21 protein-coding genes and 1 tRNA gene are annotated in these 18,247 nt (G+C 55.2%); 4 read left to right on the forward strand and 18 right to left on the reverse strand.

Annotated features, from left to right (window positions below; genetic code table 11):
• Positions 1 to 90 precede the first annotated feature (90 nt).
• On the forward strand, positions 91 to 1,443 hold the full coding sequence (locus tag R5R33_RS02960) for a serine hydrolase domain-containing protein (protein WP_318954571.1): 1,353 nt from the start codon (positions 91 to 93) through the stop codon (positions 1,441 to 1,443).
• A 78-nt stretch (positions 1,444 to 1,521) separates the two neighbouring features.
• Here the strand turns inward: R5R33_RS02960 and R5R33_RS02965 are convergent, their stop codons facing one another.
• Positions 1,522 to 2,466, reverse strand: a complete 945-nt coding sequence (locus tag R5R33_RS02965) for a DUF533 domain-containing protein (protein WP_318954572.1) — start codon at positions 2,464 to 2,466, stop codon at positions 1,522 to 1,524.
• Between the two features lie 177 nt (positions 2,467 to 2,643).
• Here R5R33_RS02965 and R5R33_RS02970 point away from each other — a divergent pair, with 177 nt between their 5' ends.
• A complete protein-coding gene (locus tag R5R33_RS02970; RefSeq protein ID WP_318954573.1) occupies positions 2,644 to 3,627 on the forward strand; it encodes a calcium/sodium antiporter in 984 nt (327 codons plus the stop codon).
• A 12-nt stretch (positions 3,628 to 3,639) separates the two neighbouring features.
• Here the strand turns inward: R5R33_RS02970 and R5R33_RS02975 are convergent, their stop codons facing one another.
• The 8 genes from R5R33_RS02975 to R5R33_RS03010 all read right to left on the reverse strand — a co-directional run bounded on the left by R5R33_RS02975 (position 3,640) and on the right by R5R33_RS03010 (position 11,120).
• Positions 3,640 to 3,957, reverse strand: coding sequence for a chaperone modulator CbpM (locus R5R33_RS02975; RefSeq protein WP_318954574.1), 318 nt, complete (start codon positions 3,955 to 3,957; stop codon positions 3,640 to 3,642).
• Between the two features lie 19 nt (positions 3,958 to 3,976).
• Positions 3,977 to 4,918: a DnaJ C-terminal domain-containing protein gene (locus tag R5R33_RS02980; protein WP_318954575.1), complete on the reverse strand. Its 942-nt coding sequence runs from the start codon at positions 4,916 to 4,918 to the stop codon at positions 3,977 to 3,979.
• A 125-nt stretch (positions 4,919 to 5,043) separates the two neighbouring features.
• Positions 5,044 to 5,805, reverse strand: coding sequence for an OmpW/AlkL family protein (locus tag R5R33_RS02985; RefSeq protein WP_318954576.1), 762 nt, complete (start codon positions 5,803 to 5,805; stop codon positions 5,044 to 5,046).
• 531 nt (positions 5,806 to 6,336) lie between these two features.
• Positions 6,337 to 6,642: a BolA family protein gene (locus R5R33_RS02990; RefSeq protein ID WP_318954577.1), complete on the reverse strand. Its 306-nt coding sequence runs from the start codon at positions 6,640 to 6,642 to the stop codon at positions 6,337 to 6,339.
• 32 nt (positions 6,643 to 6,674) lie between these two features.
• The gene (djlA, locus tag R5R33_RS02995) at positions 6,675 to 7,463 is read right to left on the reverse strand and encodes a co-chaperone DjlA (RefSeq protein WP_318954578.1); all 789 of its coding nucleotides are present in this window, start codon (positions 7,461 to 7,463) and stop codon (positions 6,675 to 6,677) included.
• Positions 7,464 to 7,637: 174 nt separating this feature from the next.
• Complete coding sequence (locus R5R33_RS03000; protein WP_318954579.1) at positions 7,638 to 8,951, reverse strand: sodium ion-translocating decarboxylase subunit beta; 1,314 nt, start codon at positions 8,949 to 8,951, stop codon at positions 7,638 to 7,640.
• Between the two features lie 10 nt (positions 8,952 to 8,961).
• A complete protein-coding gene (gene oadA / locus R5R33_RS03005; protein ID WP_318954580.1) occupies positions 8,962 to 10,749 on the reverse strand; it encodes a sodium-extruding oxaloacetate decarboxylase subunit alpha in 1,788 nt (595 codons plus the stop codon).
• 119 nt (positions 10,750 to 10,868) lie between these two features.
• A complete protein-coding gene (locus R5R33_RS03010; protein ID WP_318954581.1) occupies positions 10,869 to 11,120 on the reverse strand; it encodes an OadG family protein in 252 nt (83 codons plus the stop codon).
• Positions 11,121 to 11,423: 303 nt separating this feature from the next.
• Between R5R33_RS03010 and R5R33_RS03015 the strand changes: the two genes are divergently transcribed.
• Both R5R33_RS03015 and R5R33_RS03020 read left to right on the forward strand, forming a co-directional pair.
• Positions 11,424 to 12,461: a tRNA dihydrouridine synthase gene (locus R5R33_RS03015; RefSeq protein ID WP_318954582.1), complete on the forward strand. Its 1,038-nt coding sequence runs from the start codon at positions 11,424 to 11,426 to the stop codon at positions 12,459 to 12,461.
• Between the two features lie 246 nt (positions 12,462 to 12,707).
• Positions 12,708 to 12,784, forward strand: a tRNA-Arg gene (locus tag R5R33_RS03020).
• Positions 12,785 to 12,987: 203 nt separating this feature from the next.
• On the opposite strand, the gene R5R33_RS03025 is transcribed toward R5R33_RS03020, so the two are convergent.
• From R5R33_RS03025 to R5R33_RS03065, 9 genes are all read right to left on the reverse strand, one after another.
• Positions 12,988 to 13,362 carry a hypothetical protein gene (locus tag R5R33_RS03025; protein ID WP_318954583.1) on the reverse strand — a complete coding sequence of 125 codons (375 nt, stop codon included), beginning with the start codon at positions 13,360 to 13,362 and terminating at the stop codon, positions 12,988 to 12,990.
• 122 nt (positions 13,363 to 13,484) lie between these two features.
• On the reverse strand, positions 13,485 to 13,901 hold the full coding sequence (locus R5R33_RS03030; protein WP_318954584.1) for a GNAT family N-acetyltransferase: 417 nt from the start codon (positions 13,899 to 13,901) through the stop codon (positions 13,485 to 13,487).
• A gap of 478 nt (positions 13,902 to 14,379) precedes the next feature.
• The gene (locus R5R33_RS03035) at positions 14,380 to 14,829 is read right to left on the reverse strand and encodes a hypothetical protein (RefSeq protein WP_318954585.1); all 450 of its coding nucleotides are present in this window, start codon (positions 14,827 to 14,829) and stop codon (positions 14,380 to 14,382) included.
• Positions 14,830 to 14,937: 108 nt separating this feature from the next.
• Positions 14,938 to 15,384 carry a hypothetical protein gene (locus R5R33_RS03040; protein WP_318954586.1) on the reverse strand — a complete coding sequence of 149 codons (447 nt, stop codon included), beginning with the start codon at positions 15,382 to 15,384 and terminating at the stop codon, positions 14,938 to 14,940.
• A gap of 109 nt (positions 15,385 to 15,493) precedes the next feature.
• On the reverse strand, positions 15,494 to 15,868 hold the full coding sequence (locus R5R33_RS03045) for a hypothetical protein (RefSeq protein ID WP_318954587.1): 375 nt from the start codon (positions 15,866 to 15,868) through the stop codon (positions 15,494 to 15,496).
• Positions 15,869 to 16,009: 141 nt separating this feature from the next.
• Positions 16,010 to 16,384, reverse strand: coding sequence for a hypothetical protein (locus tag R5R33_RS03050; RefSeq protein WP_318954588.1), 375 nt, complete (start codon positions 16,382 to 16,384; stop codon positions 16,010 to 16,012).
• Positions 16,385 to 16,517: 133 nt separating this feature from the next.
• Positions 16,518 to 16,916 carry a hypothetical protein gene (locus R5R33_RS03055; protein ID WP_318954589.1) on the reverse strand — a complete coding sequence of 133 codons (399 nt, stop codon included), beginning with the start codon at positions 16,914 to 16,916 and terminating at the stop codon, positions 16,518 to 16,520.
• A 103-nt stretch (positions 16,917 to 17,019) separates the two neighbouring features.
• Positions 17,020 to 17,673: a hypothetical protein gene (locus tag R5R33_RS03060; RefSeq protein WP_318954590.1), complete on the reverse strand. Its 654-nt coding sequence runs from the start codon at positions 17,671 to 17,673 to the stop codon at positions 17,020 to 17,022.
• Positions 17,674 to 17,887: 214 nt separating this feature from the next.
• Positions 17,888 to 18,169 (reverse strand): putative quinol monooxygenase, encoded by a 282-nt coding sequence (locus tag R5R33_RS03065; RefSeq protein WP_318954591.1) that lies wholly within the window; start codon positions 18,167 to 18,169, stop codon positions 17,888 to 17,890.
• Positions 18,170 to 18,247 lie beyond the last annotated feature (78 nt).

Below are 18,247 nucleotides of genomic sequence, written 5' to 3' on the forward strand. Positions count from 1 at the left end.
GGCAGCGCCAAAAGCTGGCCGCCGATAACCTGCCGGCGCCCAATACCCCATTGTTAGAATCCCGCCAACACGCTCAACCGGGTCAAAACCGTGAAAAAAATAATACTGACTCTGCTCGCGACACTTGCCACCCTCGGCCTGGCGCTCGCGCTGCTGGCACCGACTCTGCTCGGCTTTTCCATCACCCAGCTCGGCAGCGCGGTCAATGTGGCCACCGGCATGGGTGCCAAGCTGGCCTGCTCCGGGCGCTATGTGTCCGGCTTCAGTGAAGCGCAAAACCTCAAGGACCTGGCCTCCTACTCCCCCGCCAACCGCTTGCTGGACCTGCGCTATGAAGACAACCCGAAACGGGTAACCGCCACCCTGCTCGGGCTCGGAGAAACCAGCGCGAGTTATCGCCCGGGCCTCGGTTGCACCTTGGATATCGGCGATACCAGTGCACTGGAGCGCATTGCATTCGCGCCGCCGGCAGCGAACGATGCCGAGTGGCCGGCGGGCAGCAATGCACCGCATATCGATAGCAAGCTGCAGCAGAAACTCGACGGCTTGGTGGCCAGCGACAATGCCGCCGGCCTGCAGACTCGTGCATTAGCGGTGGTGCAGAACGGCAAACTGGTGGCAGAGTCCTACGCGGAAGGCATCGGCGCGCAAACGCCGCTGCTGGGGTGGTCGATGGGGAAAAGCCTGACGTCGATGATGATCGGACGCCTGCAGGCGCTGCAGCCAGAACAGCCTATTTCGCAGCCGCTGTTCCCCCAGTGGAGTGACGCGCGCGCGGATATCTCGCTGGAAAACCTGCTGCAGATGTCGTCCGGGCTCGACTTCGACGAAACCTATGCCCCGGGCAGCGATGCCACCCGCATGCTGTTCAATGCCCACAGTGCTTCCGGCGTTGCGCTGCAAAGCCCACTGAAATACAACCCCGGCGAACACTTCTCCTATTCCTCCGGCACCACCAACCTGCTGGCGCGCTGGGTCTACGAGCAACTGGGCAGCTCGCCCCAGGCCAGTGCGGACTTTTTCCAACAGCAGATTCTCGCACCGCTCGGCATGCGCAATACCGTATTCGAGGTCGATGCCAGCGGCGTTTTCGTGGGCAGTTCCTATATCTACGCTTCCGCCCGCGACTGGGCGCGGCTGGGCCTGTTGATGCTGAACCGGGGCAACTGGAACGGAGAGCAACTGCTTGCGGAGAGCTGGGTGGATGCCGCCCAGCGCCCGAACCACAGCAGCAACGACCCGCGCTACGGCTACCAGTTCTGGCTGAACGGCGGTGGGGACCAGCTGCGCTTTCCGGAGCTGCCGCAAGACAGCTACTTTATGCTGGGCAACCGCCAGCAGGTGGTCATGATCTCCCCCTCCACCAATACCGTGATTGTGCGCCTGGGGTGGACTGCGGGCGATTATCCGACGGGTGAAAACTTCGCGCAGTTACTTCCCTGATACGACCATTTCAACTTACTCCCGAAATTTCCGCGAAGGTGCCGCTAGCGGCACCGCCACAGAACTTTCCAACCGCAACTATCCCGGCAACTGCCGCTCAATCAGTTGCGCCGCCTGCTCGGAAATTCCCAGTTTTTCCGCCAGCGCATCGAGATACTGACGCTCCTGCGCGTTGTCCGGGTTGGCGGTCATCGCCGATACCAGGTACAGGTTGAACGCGGTGGCCGGATTGTCGGCGGCCGCTACCACTTCATCGACACTGACCGGCTGGGTCAAGAAATCGCGGAATTCATCCAGGTCGGAGGAATCCAGCTGGCCGCCCAGCGCCTGCAGAATATTGCGCTGCTCCGCCTCGTCGATGCGACCGTCCGCCTGGGCCGCGGCCACCATCGCCTTCAGCATGGCGTCTGCCTGCAGCTCGCCGTCGGGCTCGCCGCTCTCATCGGCGGTATTCACAAAGCCAAACAGGCCGCCCTTTCCCCGCGGCGACATGCTCTGCCAGCTGCCAGGATTGGTCTGCGGCCCCTGCGGGCCCTGCTGCCCGAACTTGCCGTTGGCGCGACCAAATATCTGCCCGAGAATATCGCCGAGGCCACCCATATTGCCTCCGCCGGCGCCGCCCCCCGGCGCCTGAGTACCGCCGGGCATCTGCCCCGGCACACCTCCGGACTGCTGCATCTGCTCGAAAATCCGGCGTGCGATTTCCACCAACACCGCCGCACCTCCGGCACCGGCGCCGGCGGGGATGGCCCCGCCAAAGATATCGCCACCGGGAGCCTGCCCACCCGGGCTTGCGCCGCCCCGGTTCCAACCACCCGGCTGGCCAGCGCGGGCGAGGATATCGTCAAGGCTCGGTGCATCTGTCTCACTTCCGGACTGCTGGGGCGGCGGCACCTGACTGAAGTCCGGGCGCTTGAAGTCCGGTGTAGTGCCCGGTGCCGGTGCAGACTGCTGGCGCATTTTCTTGTTGAGCATCGACATACCCGCACCAATCAGCGCGCCCAGAAGTAATTTCTTGTTCATTGATCACGTCCTCAGCCCGTAGCGAAACAGTGCAAACTGTAGAGTCCGCAATATCGCGCCACCACCGCCGGCAAAGCGCCATTCAGCCCTGCAAGGTGTCCACAGAGTCGCTACAATCGCCCCCCGAAACGGCTGCCCGCCGCAGCTACACTGAAGTACCAGAAATTAAGGATGCCCATGATTCTTCCCCTGCTCGCCATCGTTGCCGGCTTTGCCATCTTGGTCTGGAGCGCCGATCGCTTTGTGGAGGGCGCCGCCGCAACCGCCAGGCACGCCGGAATGCCGCCATTGCTAATCGGCATGGTGATCGTGGGTTTTGGCACTTCCGCGCCGGAAATGGTGGTTTCCGCGATCGCCGCACTGGACGGCAGCCCCGGCCTCGCGCTGGGCAACGCCTACGGCTCCAACATCGCCAATACCGGCCTGATCCTCGGCGCCACCGCAATGCTGATTCCGTTGACCGTGAACAGTAAAATCATCCGCAAGGAACTGCCGCTACTGCTGGCGATCACCTGTGTCACCGCGGTGTTTTTCTGGAATGGCGGCCTGAGCCGCATCGAGTCCCTGCTGCTGCTCGCCGGCTTTTTCGCGCTGATTGGCTGGTCAATCTACTCGGCCCTGCGGGGAAAAGGGGATATCGTCGAAAGTGAAATTGAGAGCGAGCTGGCGGAACACGACATGCCGCTGGGCAAGGCCCTGTTCTGGGTAGTCGCCGGCCTGATCCTGCTGATTTTGAGTTCTCGCCTGCTGGTATGGGGTGCCGTCAGCATTGCCCAGCAACTGGGGGTCAGTGATCTCGTCATCGGTCTGACCATTGTTGCCCTCGGTACCTCCCTGCCGGAACTCGCCGCCACCGTGATCGCCGCACGCAAGGGCGAACACGATATCGCCATTGGCAATGTGGTCGGCTCCAACATGTTCAACCTGCTGGCGGTGGTGGGGATCGCCGGTGCCATTGCGCCCATGCCCACTATCCCGCCGGAACTGCTCACCCGCGACTGGCCGATGGTTGTTGGATTGACTCTGGCGCTGTTCGTGTTTGGGTATGGCTTCGGCAAGCCGCACGGCCGCATCAACCGCTTCGAAGGTGCCCTGCTGCTAACCGCCTATGTGGCCTACACCACCTATCTGGTGGTGGAAATCACCGGCAAGGCTGCGTAAAGGCAGCAAACATCAACGCCGCTCCAGGCGGCGTATACGCGCCCGGAGCTGTTCGATTTCCTCGAGCAGCTCCAGCGCCAGCGCAGCACCGGCATGGTTGACGCCGAGATCCTGCTCCAGCCGCACCACGCGACGCACCCTGCCGACGCAGACGCCGCTGAACAGCATGGTCCCGGAGACCTGCCGCGCCTCAATAATCCCCTCGTCCACCAGCGCGATAACCTGCTCCGCATTCAGCGCACACGCGGAACACAACTCCCGCAAGGTTATCTGACTGCCCTCGTCCAGGATGATTGCCGCCATCTCGGTGCTGTGGTTTCCCTGCGTCATCGCTAGAATCCTCCTGCTGTCATCCGCGCGGATCAAACTGGAATGCGTCGCGGAAATTTTGGTAGGCCTCGCGCTCCGCTTCCGAATTGGCCTCTGGCGTCACAATATCGAGCACCACGTAAAGGTCTCCCGGCTCCCTGGCGGGCAGCCCCCGCCCCTTGAGACGCAGCTTGCTGCCGCTTTTGCTGTTGGGCGGGAGAGTCAGGTTTACCAGACCATCGGGTGTTTTCACCGGCACCTTGCCGCCGAGCGCAGCCTCCCACGGAGACACCGGTAAATTCAGGTACACCGTGCTGCCCTCGACGCTGAAACGCGGATCGGGGTTAAACACAATTTCCAGGTACAAGTCCCCGGGCTTGCCATCTCCCACTCCGGGCTCCCCCTGCCCCGCCAGGCGAATCTGCTGCCCCTCGATTACGCCCTTCGGAATCGTCACGTTCAGCTTGCGCTCCTTCACCACCGGACGCCCATCCTCGCCCAACACAGAATGCTTCAAAGTGATCTGGCGCTTGCTGCCCGCATAACTGTCTGCAATATCAATGGCAATGCGCGCGTAGGTATTTTCCCCATGGGCATGGTAGCGATGGCCGCCATGGCGAAAATCCGCACGAGTGAAGCCACCGCGGCCAAACAGGCTTTCGAAGAAATCACTGAATGCTTCCGGGTTCGCCTCGGTGTAGCCGCCACCGTGAAATTCGAATCCCTGATCCCAGTTGGGCGGCGGCCTGAATTCCTGGCCGCTATTCCAGCTGCTCCCGAGCTGGTCGTAGGCGGCGCGCTTTTCCGGGTCTTTCAGTACTTCGTAGGCCTCATTGACTTCCTTGAAGCGCTCTTCCGCATCTTGCTCCTTGCTCACATCCGGGTGGTATTTGCGTGCGAGCTTGCGGTAGGAGCGCTTGATGTCATCCTGCGCGGCGCTGCGTTCGACCCCGAGAATTTTGTAGTAGTCGCGGTATTCCATAAAGAAATGGTCGCTTCCCTATCACGTTTTTTGATGATCATATTGTAGAAATGAAAAAGGCACCCGCAGGTGCCTTTCCGTTCTTCCATGAACGCTACTCGTGATTAACCGATCACATCACGTGATCAGAAAGAGTAGCCAACGCCCAGGTTGAATACCCAGGGGCTGTAGTCCACATCGCTCACCGAAATGCGGCGAGTGACATTTGGATCCAGGGACTGTGCATCCTTGTAGTAAATGTTGAAGTCGGTATCTGCATCAATGTACAGAACCGCGGCATTTACCAGGAAGGCACTTTCACGACCAAAGCGGAAATCCACACCGATTTGACCGGTGAAGCCCCAGGAGTGACCCAGCCCAACACTGGCATCGTCCACAATGATGTCATTATCGATCAAGAGGTCATTGAACCGGCGAGAGAAGCTTTCATCGCTGAAGTCGGTGTAGTTCACACCGATGCCAACGTAGGGCTGTCCCATGCAATCACGGCTCAGCGGATACCAGTTAAGGAACAGATTGGAGTAACTTGCATCGAAGCTGCCTACGTCATAGTTGTCGATGTCATAAACAACGTCACCGGTACGAAGACGTTGAAGCTCCATATCACTGGAAGTATCACCGATATACATCAGTTCAACACCCCAGTGCTCTACCGGCAGCCAGGCGCCGGAGATGTTCCAGGTGGTATCACTATCCAGATCGAAATCTTCCTTGATCCAGTTTTCATCAAAGCGAAGATTGTTGTCGCTGTTATCCGGATCGACCCAGCTGGCGCCAACACGGACAACAAAGTCACCATCACTCCACCAATCGGCTGCTGCCTGTTGGGCACTAACCATTGCAGCTACAGCGATTGCAAGCGGTGTCAGAACGCGTGTCATTTTCATTGAGAACTCCATCGTATTCGGCAAATTAAACAGCAATTAACCCAATCACTGTCAGTCTAGACACGGAACTATTCGACTGTAGAAAAAACAACCAAAAAAAATCTTGATCTGTGGAACTTTTGCGCGATTTCGTCGCCAGATTACTTTATTTAAATGCGCCGCACGCCAGGCATAAAAATCCTCTACACAATGAGGGCGTGTCCGGAAGGGAAAATAACCGCCAATAAGGAAATTTTTCACGCCAAACCGGGCACGCAAAAATGTTTTTTGCGACAGCGCGTTTAAAGAGCAAACCCGTGACGAAAAACAATAGAAAAATTTCCGTCAGCCATTCAGACGACATTCAGGTCAAAAATTCGGCGGCGCGGCGAAGGTAAAGAAATGTTTTCGACAGAAAAAAGGCGGGAAAAACAGCGTGCAGACAGAAGGCGAGATAACAGGTAGGGATTAAATAGAAGGGAAAAAATGAACACCCGGGGCAGAATCCGCGAGCCGATGCATCGGCTCGCGGATTCTCGCATACAGCCGCACTCAGGCCTTGCTGCCGCCCATGCACTGCGGACTGGCAGGCGCCTGGCCTTCCCACTCTTCCGCGGTGTATAGATGTAGGGCCAGTGCGTGAATCGGGCCGGCCATTTCTTCCGCCAGCACCGCGTACACCTTCTGGTGCCGCTGTACTTTGCGCACGCCGGAGAAGGCATCGCTGACCAGCACCACGCGGAAATGCATTTCCGAACCTGCGGGCACATTGTGCATATGGCTCTCGCACGCGACTTCAATGTGCGAGGGGCTCAACGCCTCACTCAGTTTCTGCTGAATCTGTTGCGCCAGTGACATTTGCTGTTCCTTTATTAAATCCCGTCAACCAATCACACCTGGTCCACCGCAGCCTGGCGCTTGCGCGCGGCAACAATGGTGTCGTACGCCACGGTAATACTCTTCATCTGGTCTTCCGCGTGGCGCATGAATTCATCTGGCAAGCCTTTGGCGGCGATCTTGTCCGGGTGGAACTCCGCGGCCTTGCGGCGATAGGCCAGTTTCAGGTCCTTGTCGCTCACCTCCGCGCTGCAGCCGAGCACATCGTAATGGGCCTGCAGCGCGTCGCCGCGGGCGCCGGGGCTGCGATGCGTGAACTCATTGAACATGGCGGTAAAAATCGAGTCGTGTAGTCCCAGCGCCTCGGGAATCCGGCGCAGGATCTGCTCTTCTGCCGGGTGCAGCTCGCCATCGGCAAAGGCCACCGCAAACAGCAGCCGGTACACCATCTCCCGCATTGCCTGGTTGCGAATCAGCTGGCGGTACTGGTTGGCGTAATCGTAAATGCTGAACTGGTCGTCCTTGGCATTCTGGAAAATCTTGATCGCCTGCTGGCGGTCTTCGGCATTGAGGCGCAGGTTGTTGTTGATGAAGTCATCAACCAGCTGGATTTCCGCTTTGGAGACCTGACCATCGGCCTTGGCCATTTTGGCCAGCATGGAAAACAGCGCGACGATAAATACCGTCTGCGCACCGTCGCGATTCAGGGTAATCCCGGCCTCACTGAGCTTTTTCAGGCCGGAACCGAAGGAGCTGCCGACCCACGCACCCAGCGCCGCACCAATGGGGCCACCAAACATCATGCCGATACCGGCGCCGATACCCGCACCCAACCAGGACATAACCTCTCCTACCGGCACCCAATAGTGGCGCCACTTTACTGACAAAAAAGGGCCGCCATCTTAGCACGTCCTCCCCGCTTGCCCGGAACCCTTGGTGACCAATCGGTCTCGACTGAATTGCGCACATGAAAAACCCCGCCGTAGCGGGGTTTTTCAGGACATGGCGCCAACCGATCAGCCGGTCATCGCGCGCACCATGGTGATCATCACCCCCGCCGCCACCGCGGAACCGATCACCCCGGCCACATTCGGCCCCATGGCGTGCATCAGCAGGAAGTTGTGCGGGTTCGACTCCAAGCCGAGCTTGTTGGACACCCGCGCCGCCATCGGCACCGCAGATACCCCGGCGGAGCCAATCAACGGGTTGATCTTGTTCTGGCTGAAGACATTCAGCAATTTGGCCATCAGCACGCCGGCCGCGGTACCGATCGCGAAAGCGGCAATACCCAGTGCCAGAATGCCGAGGGTTTTCGGGTCGAGGAATTTGTCCGCCGCCAGCTTGGAGCCCACGGAGAGACCGAGGAAGATGGTGGTGATATTGATCAGCGCATTCTGCGCGGTATCCGACAGGCGGTTGACCACCCCACTCTCGCGCATCAGGTTGCCAAAACAGAACATTCCCAGCAGCGGCGCCGCGTCCGGCAGGAACAGCGCCACCAGAATCAGCAGCACCAGCGGGAACACGATTTTCTCGCGCTTGCTGACCGGGCGCAGTTGCACCATCTCGATCCGGCGCTCCTGCTCCGTGGTGAGCGCGCGCATGATCGGCGGCTGAATCAGCGGCACCAGCGCCATATAGGAATAGGCCGCCACGGCGATGGCGCCGAGCAGATCCGGCGCCAGCATGCTGGACACATAAATGGCGGTAGGGCCGTCGGCGCCGCCAATGATGCCAATCGCCGCCGCATCGGCAATGGAGAAATCCATGATTCCGGCTGCGGACATCGCCACCGCCCCCAGCACCGTGGCAAAGATACCGAACTGAGCCGCCGCCCCCAGGAACAGGGTGCGGGGGTTCGCGAGCAGAGGGCCGAAATCGGTCATCGCACCCACGCCCATAAATATCACCAGCGGGGCAACGCCAGAGGCAATGGCGACACTGTAGAAGTTGTACAGCATGCCATTGTTAAAGCCCGCATCCGCCGCTACCTGTACCGCGCGCTCGTGAACCGCAGCAGGCGCGTGCTCGAGGGCGACTTTCAGCGCTTCAATGGATTCGAAGCCGGCAAGCCCAAGCGCATGTGCCAGCTGTGTCAGCACCCCGACATCGCCGGAATGGAGGGCGGCCTCCACCGCCGGTGCGGCCATGTTGGCCCCGGGGATATTCGCGAGGATGCCGCCAAAACCGATGGGCACCAGCAGCAGCGGCTCGAAATTCTTGCGGATGGCCAAGAACAGCAGCAACAGCCCGACAAGAATCATGATGAACTGCCCGGAGGTCATCTGGTAGACCCCGGACGAGAACCAGAGATTGGTGAGATTATCCACGAGGCCCCCGTTATGCGATGGTCAGCAGGGCATCGCCCACGGCCACGGAATCGCCTTCCTTGATAGTGACCCCGGTGATACTGCCGGCACGGGGGGCGCTGATCGCCGTCTCCATTTTCATGGCCTCGAGGATCACAATATTCTGGCCTTCCGTCACCCGGTCACCGGGCTTCACCAGCACCTTGAAAATATTGCCGGCAAGCGGCGCCTTCACCGGAGCGCCGCTGCCGGCGGTGGGCGCCGGCGCACTGACCCCGGCAGCGGTACCACCGCCAATCCGCACCATACCGGTCAGGTCGCCGCCATCGGAAACGGTAACGGTGTAGCTCTGCCCTTCCACGGTCACGGTATAAACACTTTCGCCCTGATCGTTCTTGACCTCAGACGCCTCTTTACCGGTGGGCACCGGTTCGAAGGCCGACGGGTTGCCGCGATTTTTCAGGAACTTGAGACCGATCTGCGGGAACAGCGCATAGGTCAGCACGTCATCGATTTCGCCGTCACCGCTGGTCAGCGCAATGTCGTCTTCCACCGCCTTTTGCTGCAGCTCGGCCGCCAGCTTGTCCAGCTCCGGCGACAGCAGGTCGGCCGGACGACAGGTTACCGGCTCTGCACCATCCAGAATGCGATCCTGCAGCTCCCGGTTCACTTCCGCCGGCGTCGCGCCGTACTCGCCCTTGAGTACCGCCGCGGTCTCTTTGGAAATGGACTTGTAACGCTCGCCGGTCAGCACGTTGAGTACCGCCTGGGTACCCACGATCTGGGACGTGGGTGTCACCAGCGGGATGAAACCGAGGTCCTGGCGTACCCGCGGAATTTCTTCCAATACCTCGTCGAGGCGATCGCCAGCGCCCTGCTCCCGCAGTTGGTTTTCCATATTGGTCAGCATGCCGCCCGGCACCTGCGCCACCAGGATGCGGGAGTCCACACCGCGCAGCGAGCCTTCAAATTTCGCGTATTTCTTGCGCACCTCGCGGAAGTACGCCGCGATCTCTTCCAGCAGGTTGATATCAAGACCGGTATCGCGATCGGTGCCTTCGAGAATCGCAACCACGGCCTCGGTGGGGCTGTGGCCATAGGTCATGGACATGGAGGAAATGGCGGTGTCGATATTGTCGATACCGGCCTCCACGCACTTCAGCGCGGTAGCCGTCGACAGACCGGTGGTCGCGTGACACTGCATGTGAATCGGAATATCCACCGCCGCCTTGAGTCGGGTAACCAGCTCGAAGCCCTCGTACGGGCGCAGCAGGCCGGCCATATCCTTGATCGCAATGGAATCCGCACCCATGTCCTCGATCTGACGGCCGAGGTCCACCCACATGTCCATGGTGTGTACCGGGCTCACGGTATAGGAGATGGTGCCCTGCGCATGCTTGCCCTGCTTTTTCACCGCGGCCAGCGCGGTCTGCAGGTTGCGCATATCGTTCATCGCATCGAACACACGGAATACGTCCACACCGTTGGTGGCCGCGCGCTCGACAAATTTTTCCACCACGTCATCCGCGTAGTGGCGGTAGCCGAGAATATTCTGGCCGCGGAACAGCATCTGCTGCGGCGTATTCGGCATGGCCTTTTTCAGCTCGCGGATACGCTCCCAGGGATCTTCCCCCAGGTAGCGGATACACGCATCGAAAGTAGCCCCGCCCCAGGATTCAAGAGACCAGAAACCGACCTTATCCAGCTTCTCCGCAATCGGCAGCATGTCATCCAGGCGCAGGCGGGTAGCGAACAGCGACTGGTGGGCGTCGCGCAGGACTACATCGGTAATCCCCAGTGGCTTTTTAACCTCAGTCATGGGTCGTCTCTCTCGGAAAATTGATCTTGGCAAGTTGGGGGTTGAAAACCTTGCCCGCTATTGCCATCGGCATACACGGGCAAATCAATATTTATTGGCTTTTTTAAAGTGACTTCCGCTCAGCGGCGCTTGTTGCGATGCTGCTCGATCGCGGCCTCGATGATCTTTCTGACGCGTGAATCGTTCTCGGGGGCGGAGTGGGCAATCCCGGCCGGTGGCGTTACGGCTGCGGGTTCCGGCTCAGGGAAGTAACGTGTCATCACGCGGGACATGATGGTGGTGCAGATCACGAGCAGCAGCAAAAACGTGAATACGATTCCCATCCCGAATAAGGTGATATCGAGACCTTGCTGTAACAGTGATTCCTGCACTTTTCCCCTCGCTTATTTGAATATTGTTGAGCTTGTTATGGCACTGCGGTGAATCAAGCGAGCCACATTATCGATACAAGATCCTTTCAAAATCAAACACTTATTAGTTACAGAAGCAACCAAGATCCCACCAAAAATCGGTATTTTCGTTCATTTTCATTGCCAGATTCGACCAGCCAGCAAAAACACCGAAAGAGACGCCAGGGGGGAACGTCAGCCACTGATGAAAAATTGCGCAAGCGGAAAGCATATTACGTACAATGCGCCCCCAAACCTTTCAACGCAGTAAGTCGTAACCTGCCTATGCGCGACCAGCCCAAACTACCCACACCGAAAATCTATCAGGCACCGATGGAAGGGGTCATCGACCACCATGTGCGGGCCCTGCTGTCCGCTATCGGCGGCATTGACGTGTGCGTGACAGAGTTTGTGCGGGTGACCCACACGCGCCTGCCGCGCAAGGTCTTTACCCGCTTTTGCCCCGAACTGGAGCAAGGCGCAACGACCCCAAGCGGCACTCCGGTAAAGCTGCAACTGCTCGGGGGCAACCCGGAGTCCATGGCGCACAATGCCGCCCGTGCCGTGGAAGCCGGCGCCCGCGCCATCGACCTGAACTTCGGCTGCCCGGCCAAATCCGTCAACAACAGCGATGGTGGAGCCTGCCTGCTGCAGTCTCCATCACGGGTGGAAGGCATTATTGCCGCTGTGCGCAAGGCCCTGCCGGCAGAGATTCCGGTATCCGCCAAAATCCGCCTGGGCTACGAAGACCGCAGCAGCTATCTTGACAACGCCCGCGCCGCAGAAGCCGGCGGTGCCTCGGAACTCGCCGTCCACGCCCGCTCCAAGGTGGATGGCTATCGCCCCCCCGCCTACTGGGAGTACATCGGCGAGATTCGCCAGCAGATCGGTATCCCCGTCATCGCCAACGGCGACCTGTGGACCGTCGACGACTTCCTGCGCTGTCGCGCAGTGACCGGCTGCGACGCCTTCATGTTCGGGCGCAGCCTGCTCGCGCGCCCGGATATCGGCCTGCAGATCCGCGCCCAGTGCGAAGGACGGGACTATCAACCACTGCAATGGCACGAAATCGTCGCCCGCCTCTATAACTACTACAACGCCACCAAGGCCGAGTACCCCGCCAAGTACCTGGGCAACCGGATCAAACAGTGGCTCGCCTACCTGAAACTCAGCTATCCCCAGGCGGAAGTGTTCTTCGAGCAGATCAAGCGTCATCGGGAACCGGAGTTGCTGGAGCTCGCATTCGCACAACATCTGAACCCTAATGCCGAGCGCGAGGCACCCGCGCCCGAGCGCTTAGCGGCAGAATGCAGCGCGGCCTGAGGGCGTCCAAGAGACGAATGTGGCGCTGAAAAGGCAAACCCAGCCAAGAAAAAGCGGAAATTGAAAAAGTGCTTGCAATAGCCCCACCCCAGAGGCAGAATGCGCGCCCTATCGAGCTGAACCGGCCTTCCCCGGAACGCCCACAAGTTCGGTAACCTGCGGATTTTTAAAGAGTTTTTGAAAAAAATCTTTAAAAACAAGTTGACGAAGCCAAGGCAAGTCACTATAGTTCGCAACCACAACGACGCACTCGTAGCTCAGCTGGATAGAGTACTCGGCTACGAACCGAGCGGTCGGAGGTTCGAATCCTCCCGAGTGCGCCAAATAGCAAAGCCCGATCCGAAAGGATCGGGCTTTTTTATTTCCCCTGCCTATGCACCTTCTGCCCTAATATCCCGCCAAGAACGCAACAAGGCCAGGCACTCAACGCAACCCGAACCCAATGACCAGCACAATACTCCTTACCCATCAGTGAACGTGTCTGAGTGTGCTGAGTGGCGACACGAAGAAATTAGGCTGCGCGCAATTATGGCCTGCTCTGCCGCGGCGGCACTGCATACGCGACACCCCGACACTCCATGTATTCATGGCACATGTCATAGGCAGTTTTACCACACGCCTCAAGTACTACGCCGTTACCACCCAAGCTATGGGTTCTAACCTTTAGATCGCTTACCAAGGCCGCTTTACTTGGCTTTGGCTGATCTAAACGCTCCTGGCAGTAAGAAGCCTCAACAAATCCCAGAGAAGTCGCGTCGTACTTTGAGATCTCTGCCAGCGAATACTCTTCAACGATTACCGTTTTTACTTTATTTGTTGCGTACGGTCCCAGATTTGTATTAAAGGTCATACCATTGCATGCGGATATCAGGACAGCAAAAATTATTACAAATATCTTCATTGTTGTTTCCTCCATTACGCCGCCCCCAAGGACGCCTTACTTTATACCCCTTTTGCGCGAAAATTGAAGCGCAGCAACTGCGCAAAAGGCGCATAACGTAAGACGTTGACTGAAGCACCATGTTAACCGCTGATGCTCCTATCGCGATCCAGCACCCAACAACGCTCGTTATTTTGAAAACCTAAATGTTCATAGTAAGAATTTGCTGCGGGAGCCGCGATCAAGATTAGTTTACATTTTGGACCAAGCTGCTCTTGCGTAAGGACTTGTAAATTTCGCCCTACTCCCATTCCTTGATAGCGTTTATCTACCGCCAAATCAGAAAGATAACATGCATAATGAAAATCTGTGACGCTCCGCGCAATACCCACAAGGCGATCTCCATCCCAGGCACTTACCGTGAGATTGCTATTTTTTAGCATACCTTGAAGACACTCTCTGTCCTCTACCGGCCTACGCTCGGCTAAAGTTGAGCTTTCCAGCAAGTTCAGGAACTGCTCGACTGATACTTCTTTATCAATTCTATATTCGATGTTCATCGTTACCAGAGCCGTTAACGTCCACAGCGGGATGGCTTATCTTACGTGCTTTTTGCGCGAAAATGGGACCGAAGCGAGCACGCGACATGCACACAAGTTAGGTTGCCCCACGGAAGGCCGCAAGCCTGGAACAAATTACCCGACCTTGCTATGCATTGCCCGGAGATACACGTTCTATTGCCCAGGAAGGTCATTGCACAACTTACATGCGACCCGCCTTTTGTAGTTACGCACACGTACAATCAAGAAGATGCATGAGCTGATCAAGGCCCAAAATACACCGAACTTTAACGCGTAAACTAGATCCCTTCCTTTTAGATACTGTACACCGGAAAATAGTGCGAAAAGCGCCAGCACCATCACGACAGTTTGAAAACTCCATTTTCTAATTGGCATATCGAAATTCCACTAGTGTTGATTACGATGCTTAACGCGCCCCACGGAGGCCCAACGGGTCGGAGTATACTGCCTGTGATTGTTAGGCATACTTACCCTCTACGAAGCATGTTACCAACAGTGTACTACCGATAAAAAGTATATTTATTGCTGCACGGACAATCCACGGATATGAGCGATAAGAAATAGCAAAATACTTTGATAGAACAACTGCAACACCCATAAGGGAAAACCATGGTGTAAAAAATATAATTACTTTCCATTTAACGAGAGAAACCGCTAAATCATGGAGCGCGCCACTAACAAGAAAGGTAAAAACGACCGCCAGCCAACTCGGCATAAATAAACCGAGCGGCTTCATGATGTTGCGCGACAAATAGTAGCCCCATATTGGGTTCCAATAATGCCAAAAGACCGGGAATGAACCGGCACCCAAAGAGCGAGATAGCATATTTCTCATGGAATGGTTTGCGCCCAGCGAAACACCGTTTCGCCTCCTAACGTACTGCGATAATGAAACTGTATTTTGCATGATATTTCCGGATGCCTAACGCTCGGTTTAGGGGCAGCTGGAGCGTAGTGTAAGCCGTTCCAGCCGCGTATTCCGCGGCGATTACAGCCGCTTTTTATGTGAGCGAGGTCATCGCTTTAAATCGTGTGGATCAAACCCAGTACCAAGCCGCTCACATAGCAGCCTAACCTTTGATTCATCCGCGAAACCTGCACGGTAGCATCTTAAAATAAATGCATACGCAGTATCACTTAGCTCTTTATGCATTTTTTTCAAATCAGAGCTAGGAACTCTTACCGGCGGGATTGGCACGCCATCTGAAAACTCACACCTTCCCATACAGATCGGGCAGTACTCATGAACTACCGTTCCATGTTCTCTTACCCAGGTTTTTTGAGCATCTCGCATACTCTCAAAACGATGGTGATATTCATTAAGAGCCGATAGTGCCGATTCGATTTCACCTAGCCAGAACTCCAAATTGGCAAATTGTCCCGAAAGGTGGTGAACATATGACGTAGTAAAGCGCCTTATTTGCTCATTTATCAGCCCCGCTTTTTGAAGCGTATAAACCATAGTTCAACCCTCCAGCTTAAGCCTCCTGGCTCACAGGTAGCCCACATAACGCTCGTAGCACGAGCAAATTTGTAGCGCAGCGGAAACTTTGTCGACGTGCTTACGTTTGTTATATTGCCGACGTATCAGGTTCACTCTGAACCCACCAAGACACGTCCATTCCTCTAAACCCTTCCGGAAAACCACATTGGTCATGGCTATTGATGTAAGGAAAACATTCTAGGGTAATTTCAGAATCTAAAAAAATTAACAAATACCCAGTTTCCAAACTCCCCGCAGATGCGCAAACCCAGGGAGTATCAATAATTGCATGTTCCTTCGGGAAAATCTCATCCGCAACAGTTAGATAATAGCCCCATCCAGTATATTCATACTGAGCATAATCTAGACATTGAGAAAGCTTCGCCCTTTGTTCACCAGACAGGTGAGCTTGAGCTAAAAATCGAATGATTTGCTGTTCGAAACTCTTGAGCTTAACTTTCATGCAATATAACGCCCACAGCAAGGGCAACTTACCTTATTCATGTTTTGAGCAAAAATGGGAGCGAAGCGACCGCACAAAACGTGCATAAGGTAAGCCGTCCCGCAGAGGCTCAAAGGGCCGGAGCTTCACTGCCTGTGATTGTTAAGCACTTGGCACTGGGCATGAAGGTTCTTTACCTTCCAGCGGTGACAAAAACTTAGCCAATTCCCCTGAGCATATTAAGTAGAAATTTGGATCAGAGTCAGCATCTTTCGCTTGCACCGCTGAATGAATGACTTTGCCATTAGAATACAGAGTTGACTCAAGATTCTTAGAATTCTTGGGATTTACTATAACGGAGAGACGAAGCTCGTCCGTGAGCACAAGTTCTTGGGAGACATAAGAGTCTATATCTATCAGAAACTCTTGGATTGAATTCTGATCAATTACAACTTTTAGCTTAAACGGTGCTCTCTCGTTTGCTGATGCTAAACCAGAAAGGAGCATGAAAAGTAACGATGCAGCTATGGTTTTCATTTTCTATTCCCTGATTGTGATTTCTGTGCTTAACGCCTTGCACACGGGCCGACTGAAGCGCAGCGTAAGGAGGTCCGGGCCGCCGCGCAGTGGCGGCTGAAGTGCTGCAAATTGTTATGCATTTTACCTAAATTCATTTTAGCCGGATTAGCTCTTTGGCATTTATCTCTCTATATTCACCATAGACGTCACAATTAATAGTTTTCGAAGATTTTAATTCACACATAATTGTCACTTCACCTTGGTCTCTACCATTATCGCAAAATCCGCCAGTGCCACTTAAAAGAATAATCTCTTCACTTTTGTATTCTATATATGCCGGCTGGTAACACCGAGTAGGGTCCGACTCGATCGCTTTATTTGAATAATAAGTAGAAAGTGAACCTACTTTATGATTTACGCAAAGCGTAACTATATTTTCATATTCTCCAATTTCTGCTGTCCAACACCCCACAGCGTACTTATCTTCACCAGAATGGGCCAACAACGGAATTAACAGACATACGACAAATACGGAGAATCTATATTTCATACTGGTATCCTATGACATGCATAACGTTCGCCGCACAGGCGAGCAACTTGTTGCGAGTCCAGCGCACGTAGTGCGCGATTGTGCCGGTGCTTGTTAGGCTGGCTTACCCCCAAAATTTCCACCATGGCCTTGGGGTAACTTCTTCTACGTCGACAATATTGATACTTTTACAAACCTGATTCATTTTAGAGCGGACTTTACTTAAAGGATGCTCTGGGAATTGGCTATCATATTCCTCAGAGTCTGCATTATTCCTCAGGCTTGGCCCTTTATATTCAGGAAAATAAGGATCGCATGCCCAACCAGATGGAATTCCATCGTCATTGAGAACATCATCTCCACTTTCAGATAAATATTTATCAAAAACTATGGCATCCCTAAGGCCAGTCATTCCATCTTCTCTGGAGTAAAGCGACAATACAAATGATCGATCCATAAGCGGCATTGAAAGTGATGCAATATATTGCGCTGATTCACCAGAAGCGACTATTTTCCCAATCGCTCTCGCGGATGGGTAACCAGAAATAATGACTGAATCACATTCGACCACGCCCACACCCTGCGCGGCCAGATTAGCTCTAAAATACTCTCTCATAGCATTTTCATCAGAGAGCAAGTCGCTTAGTTCTTTATCTGGGCCAATACATTGCAGTCGCATGAGAACGCCATTTCCATCGTGCCAATTCTTTACATTTTCTCCTGAACTCTTTTCGTCAAAGATCCACTCCTTATCAGAAAATTTGAAATATTTTGGCATTTTTACCATCTCCTTGGCTGCCTAACGCCGCCGACAGGGGCAGCTTACCTTGTGCGCGTTTTGCGCGAAAATGGGAGCGCAGCGACCCGCGCAAAATGTGCACAAAGTAAGCTGTCCCGCGGAGGGCCCCAGGCCCGGAGCAAATTGCCCGGCCTTGTTATGCCTAGGGGCTATGGGATAACTACAATCCACCACATACGCCTCAGATCTGTACTTAGCCCTGCTCAAAAATTTGGTAATGACGCTCTACATTTTTTGTGACTTTACCCCAGTGCGAACTTTTGACTCGCTGCTGATGGTAAGCAAATGCTTCTTTGTTAGAAAATTCTTCGTATACGTTGAATCGACAAATATTATTTTTGTCTTGACTAACGTTGAATTTCTCGCAGCCAAATTCTTCTCTAGTGAGCTGAATATGACTAATCAATTCCTTTTTGACGATCTCAAGATCTGACTCAGGAACGACGATATACCCTTCCAATATTACCTTGTTCAATATTCGATCCTTGATGACGCATAACGCCGCGCTCAGGGGCCGCTTGCTTTGGGCGCATTTTGCGCAAAAATGGGAGTG

Source organism: Microbulbifer pacificus (assembly GCF_033723955.1).
GTDB lineage: Bacteria > Pseudomonadota > Gammaproteobacteria > Pseudomonadales > Cellvibrionaceae > Microbulbifer > Microbulbifer pacificus.

Bases quoted from the DNA above. Each gene is read 5' to 3' on its own strand.
- R5R33_RS02965 (WP_318954572.1), bottom strand. From the start codon at position 2,466: ATGAACAAGAAATTACTTCTGGGCGCGCTGATTGGTGCGGGTATGTCG.
- R5R33_RS03035 (WP_318954585.1), bottom strand. From the start codon at position 14,829: ATGCAAAATACAGTTTCATTATCGCAGTACGTTAGGAGGCGAAACGGT.
- R5R33_RS03030 (WP_318954584.1), bottom strand. From the start codon at position 13,901: ATGAACATCGAATATAGAATTGATAAAGAAGTATCAGTCGAGCAGTTC.
- R5R33_RS03050 (WP_318954588.1), bottom strand. From the start codon at position 16,384: ATGAAAACCATAGCTGCATCGTTACTTTTCATGCTCCTTTCTGGTTTA.
- R5R33_RS03060 (WP_318954590.1), bottom strand. From the start codon at position 17,673: ATGCCAAAATATTTCAAATTTTCTGATAAGGAGTGGATCTTTGACGAA.
- R5R33_RS03055 (WP_318954589.1), bottom strand. From the start codon at position 16,916: ATGAAATATAGATTCTCCGTATTTGTCGTATGTCTGTTAATTCCGTTG.
- R5R33_RS02985 (WP_318954576.1), bottom strand. From the start codon at position 5,805: ATGAAAATGACACGCGTTCTGACACCGCTTGCAATCGCTGTAGCTGCA.
- oadA (WP_318954580.1), bottom strand. From the start codon at position 10,749: ATGACTGAGGTTAAAAAGCCACTGGGGATTACCGATGTAGTCCTGCGC.
- R5R33_RS02975 (WP_318954574.1), bottom strand. From the start codon at position 3,957: ATGACGCAGGGAAACCACAGCACCGAGATGGCGGCAATCATCCTGGAC.
- R5R33_RS02990 (WP_318954577.1), bottom strand. From the start codon at position 6,642: ATGTCACTGGCGCAACAGATTCAGCAGAAACTGAGTGAGGCGTTGAGC.
- R5R33_RS03040 (WP_318954586.1), bottom strand. From the start codon at position 15,384: ATGGTTTATACGCTTCAAAAAGCGGGGCTGATAAATGAGCAAATAAGG.
- djlA (WP_318954578.1), bottom strand. From the start codon at position 7,463: ATGTCCTGGTTGGGTGCGGGTATCGGCGCCGGTATCGGCATGATGTTT.
- R5R33_RS03045 (WP_318954587.1), bottom strand. From the start codon at position 15,868: ATGAAAGTTAAGCTCAAGAGTTTCGAACAGCAAATCATTCGATTTTTA.
- R5R33_RS02980 (WP_318954575.1), bottom strand. From the start codon at position 4,918: ATGGAATACCGCGACTACTACAAAATTCTCGGGGTCGAACGCAGCGCC.
- R5R33_RS03015 (WP_318954582.1), top strand. From the start codon at position 11,424: ATGCGCGACCAGCCCAAACTACCCACACCGAAAATCTATCAGGCACCG.
- R5R33_RS03025 (WP_318954583.1), bottom strand. From the start codon at position 13,362: ATGAAGATATTTGTAATAATTTTTGCTGTCCTGATATCCGCATGCAAT.
- R5R33_RS02970 (WP_318954573.1), top strand. From the start codon at position 2,644: ATGATTCTTCCCCTGCTCGCCATCGTTGCCGGCTTTGCCATCTTGGTC.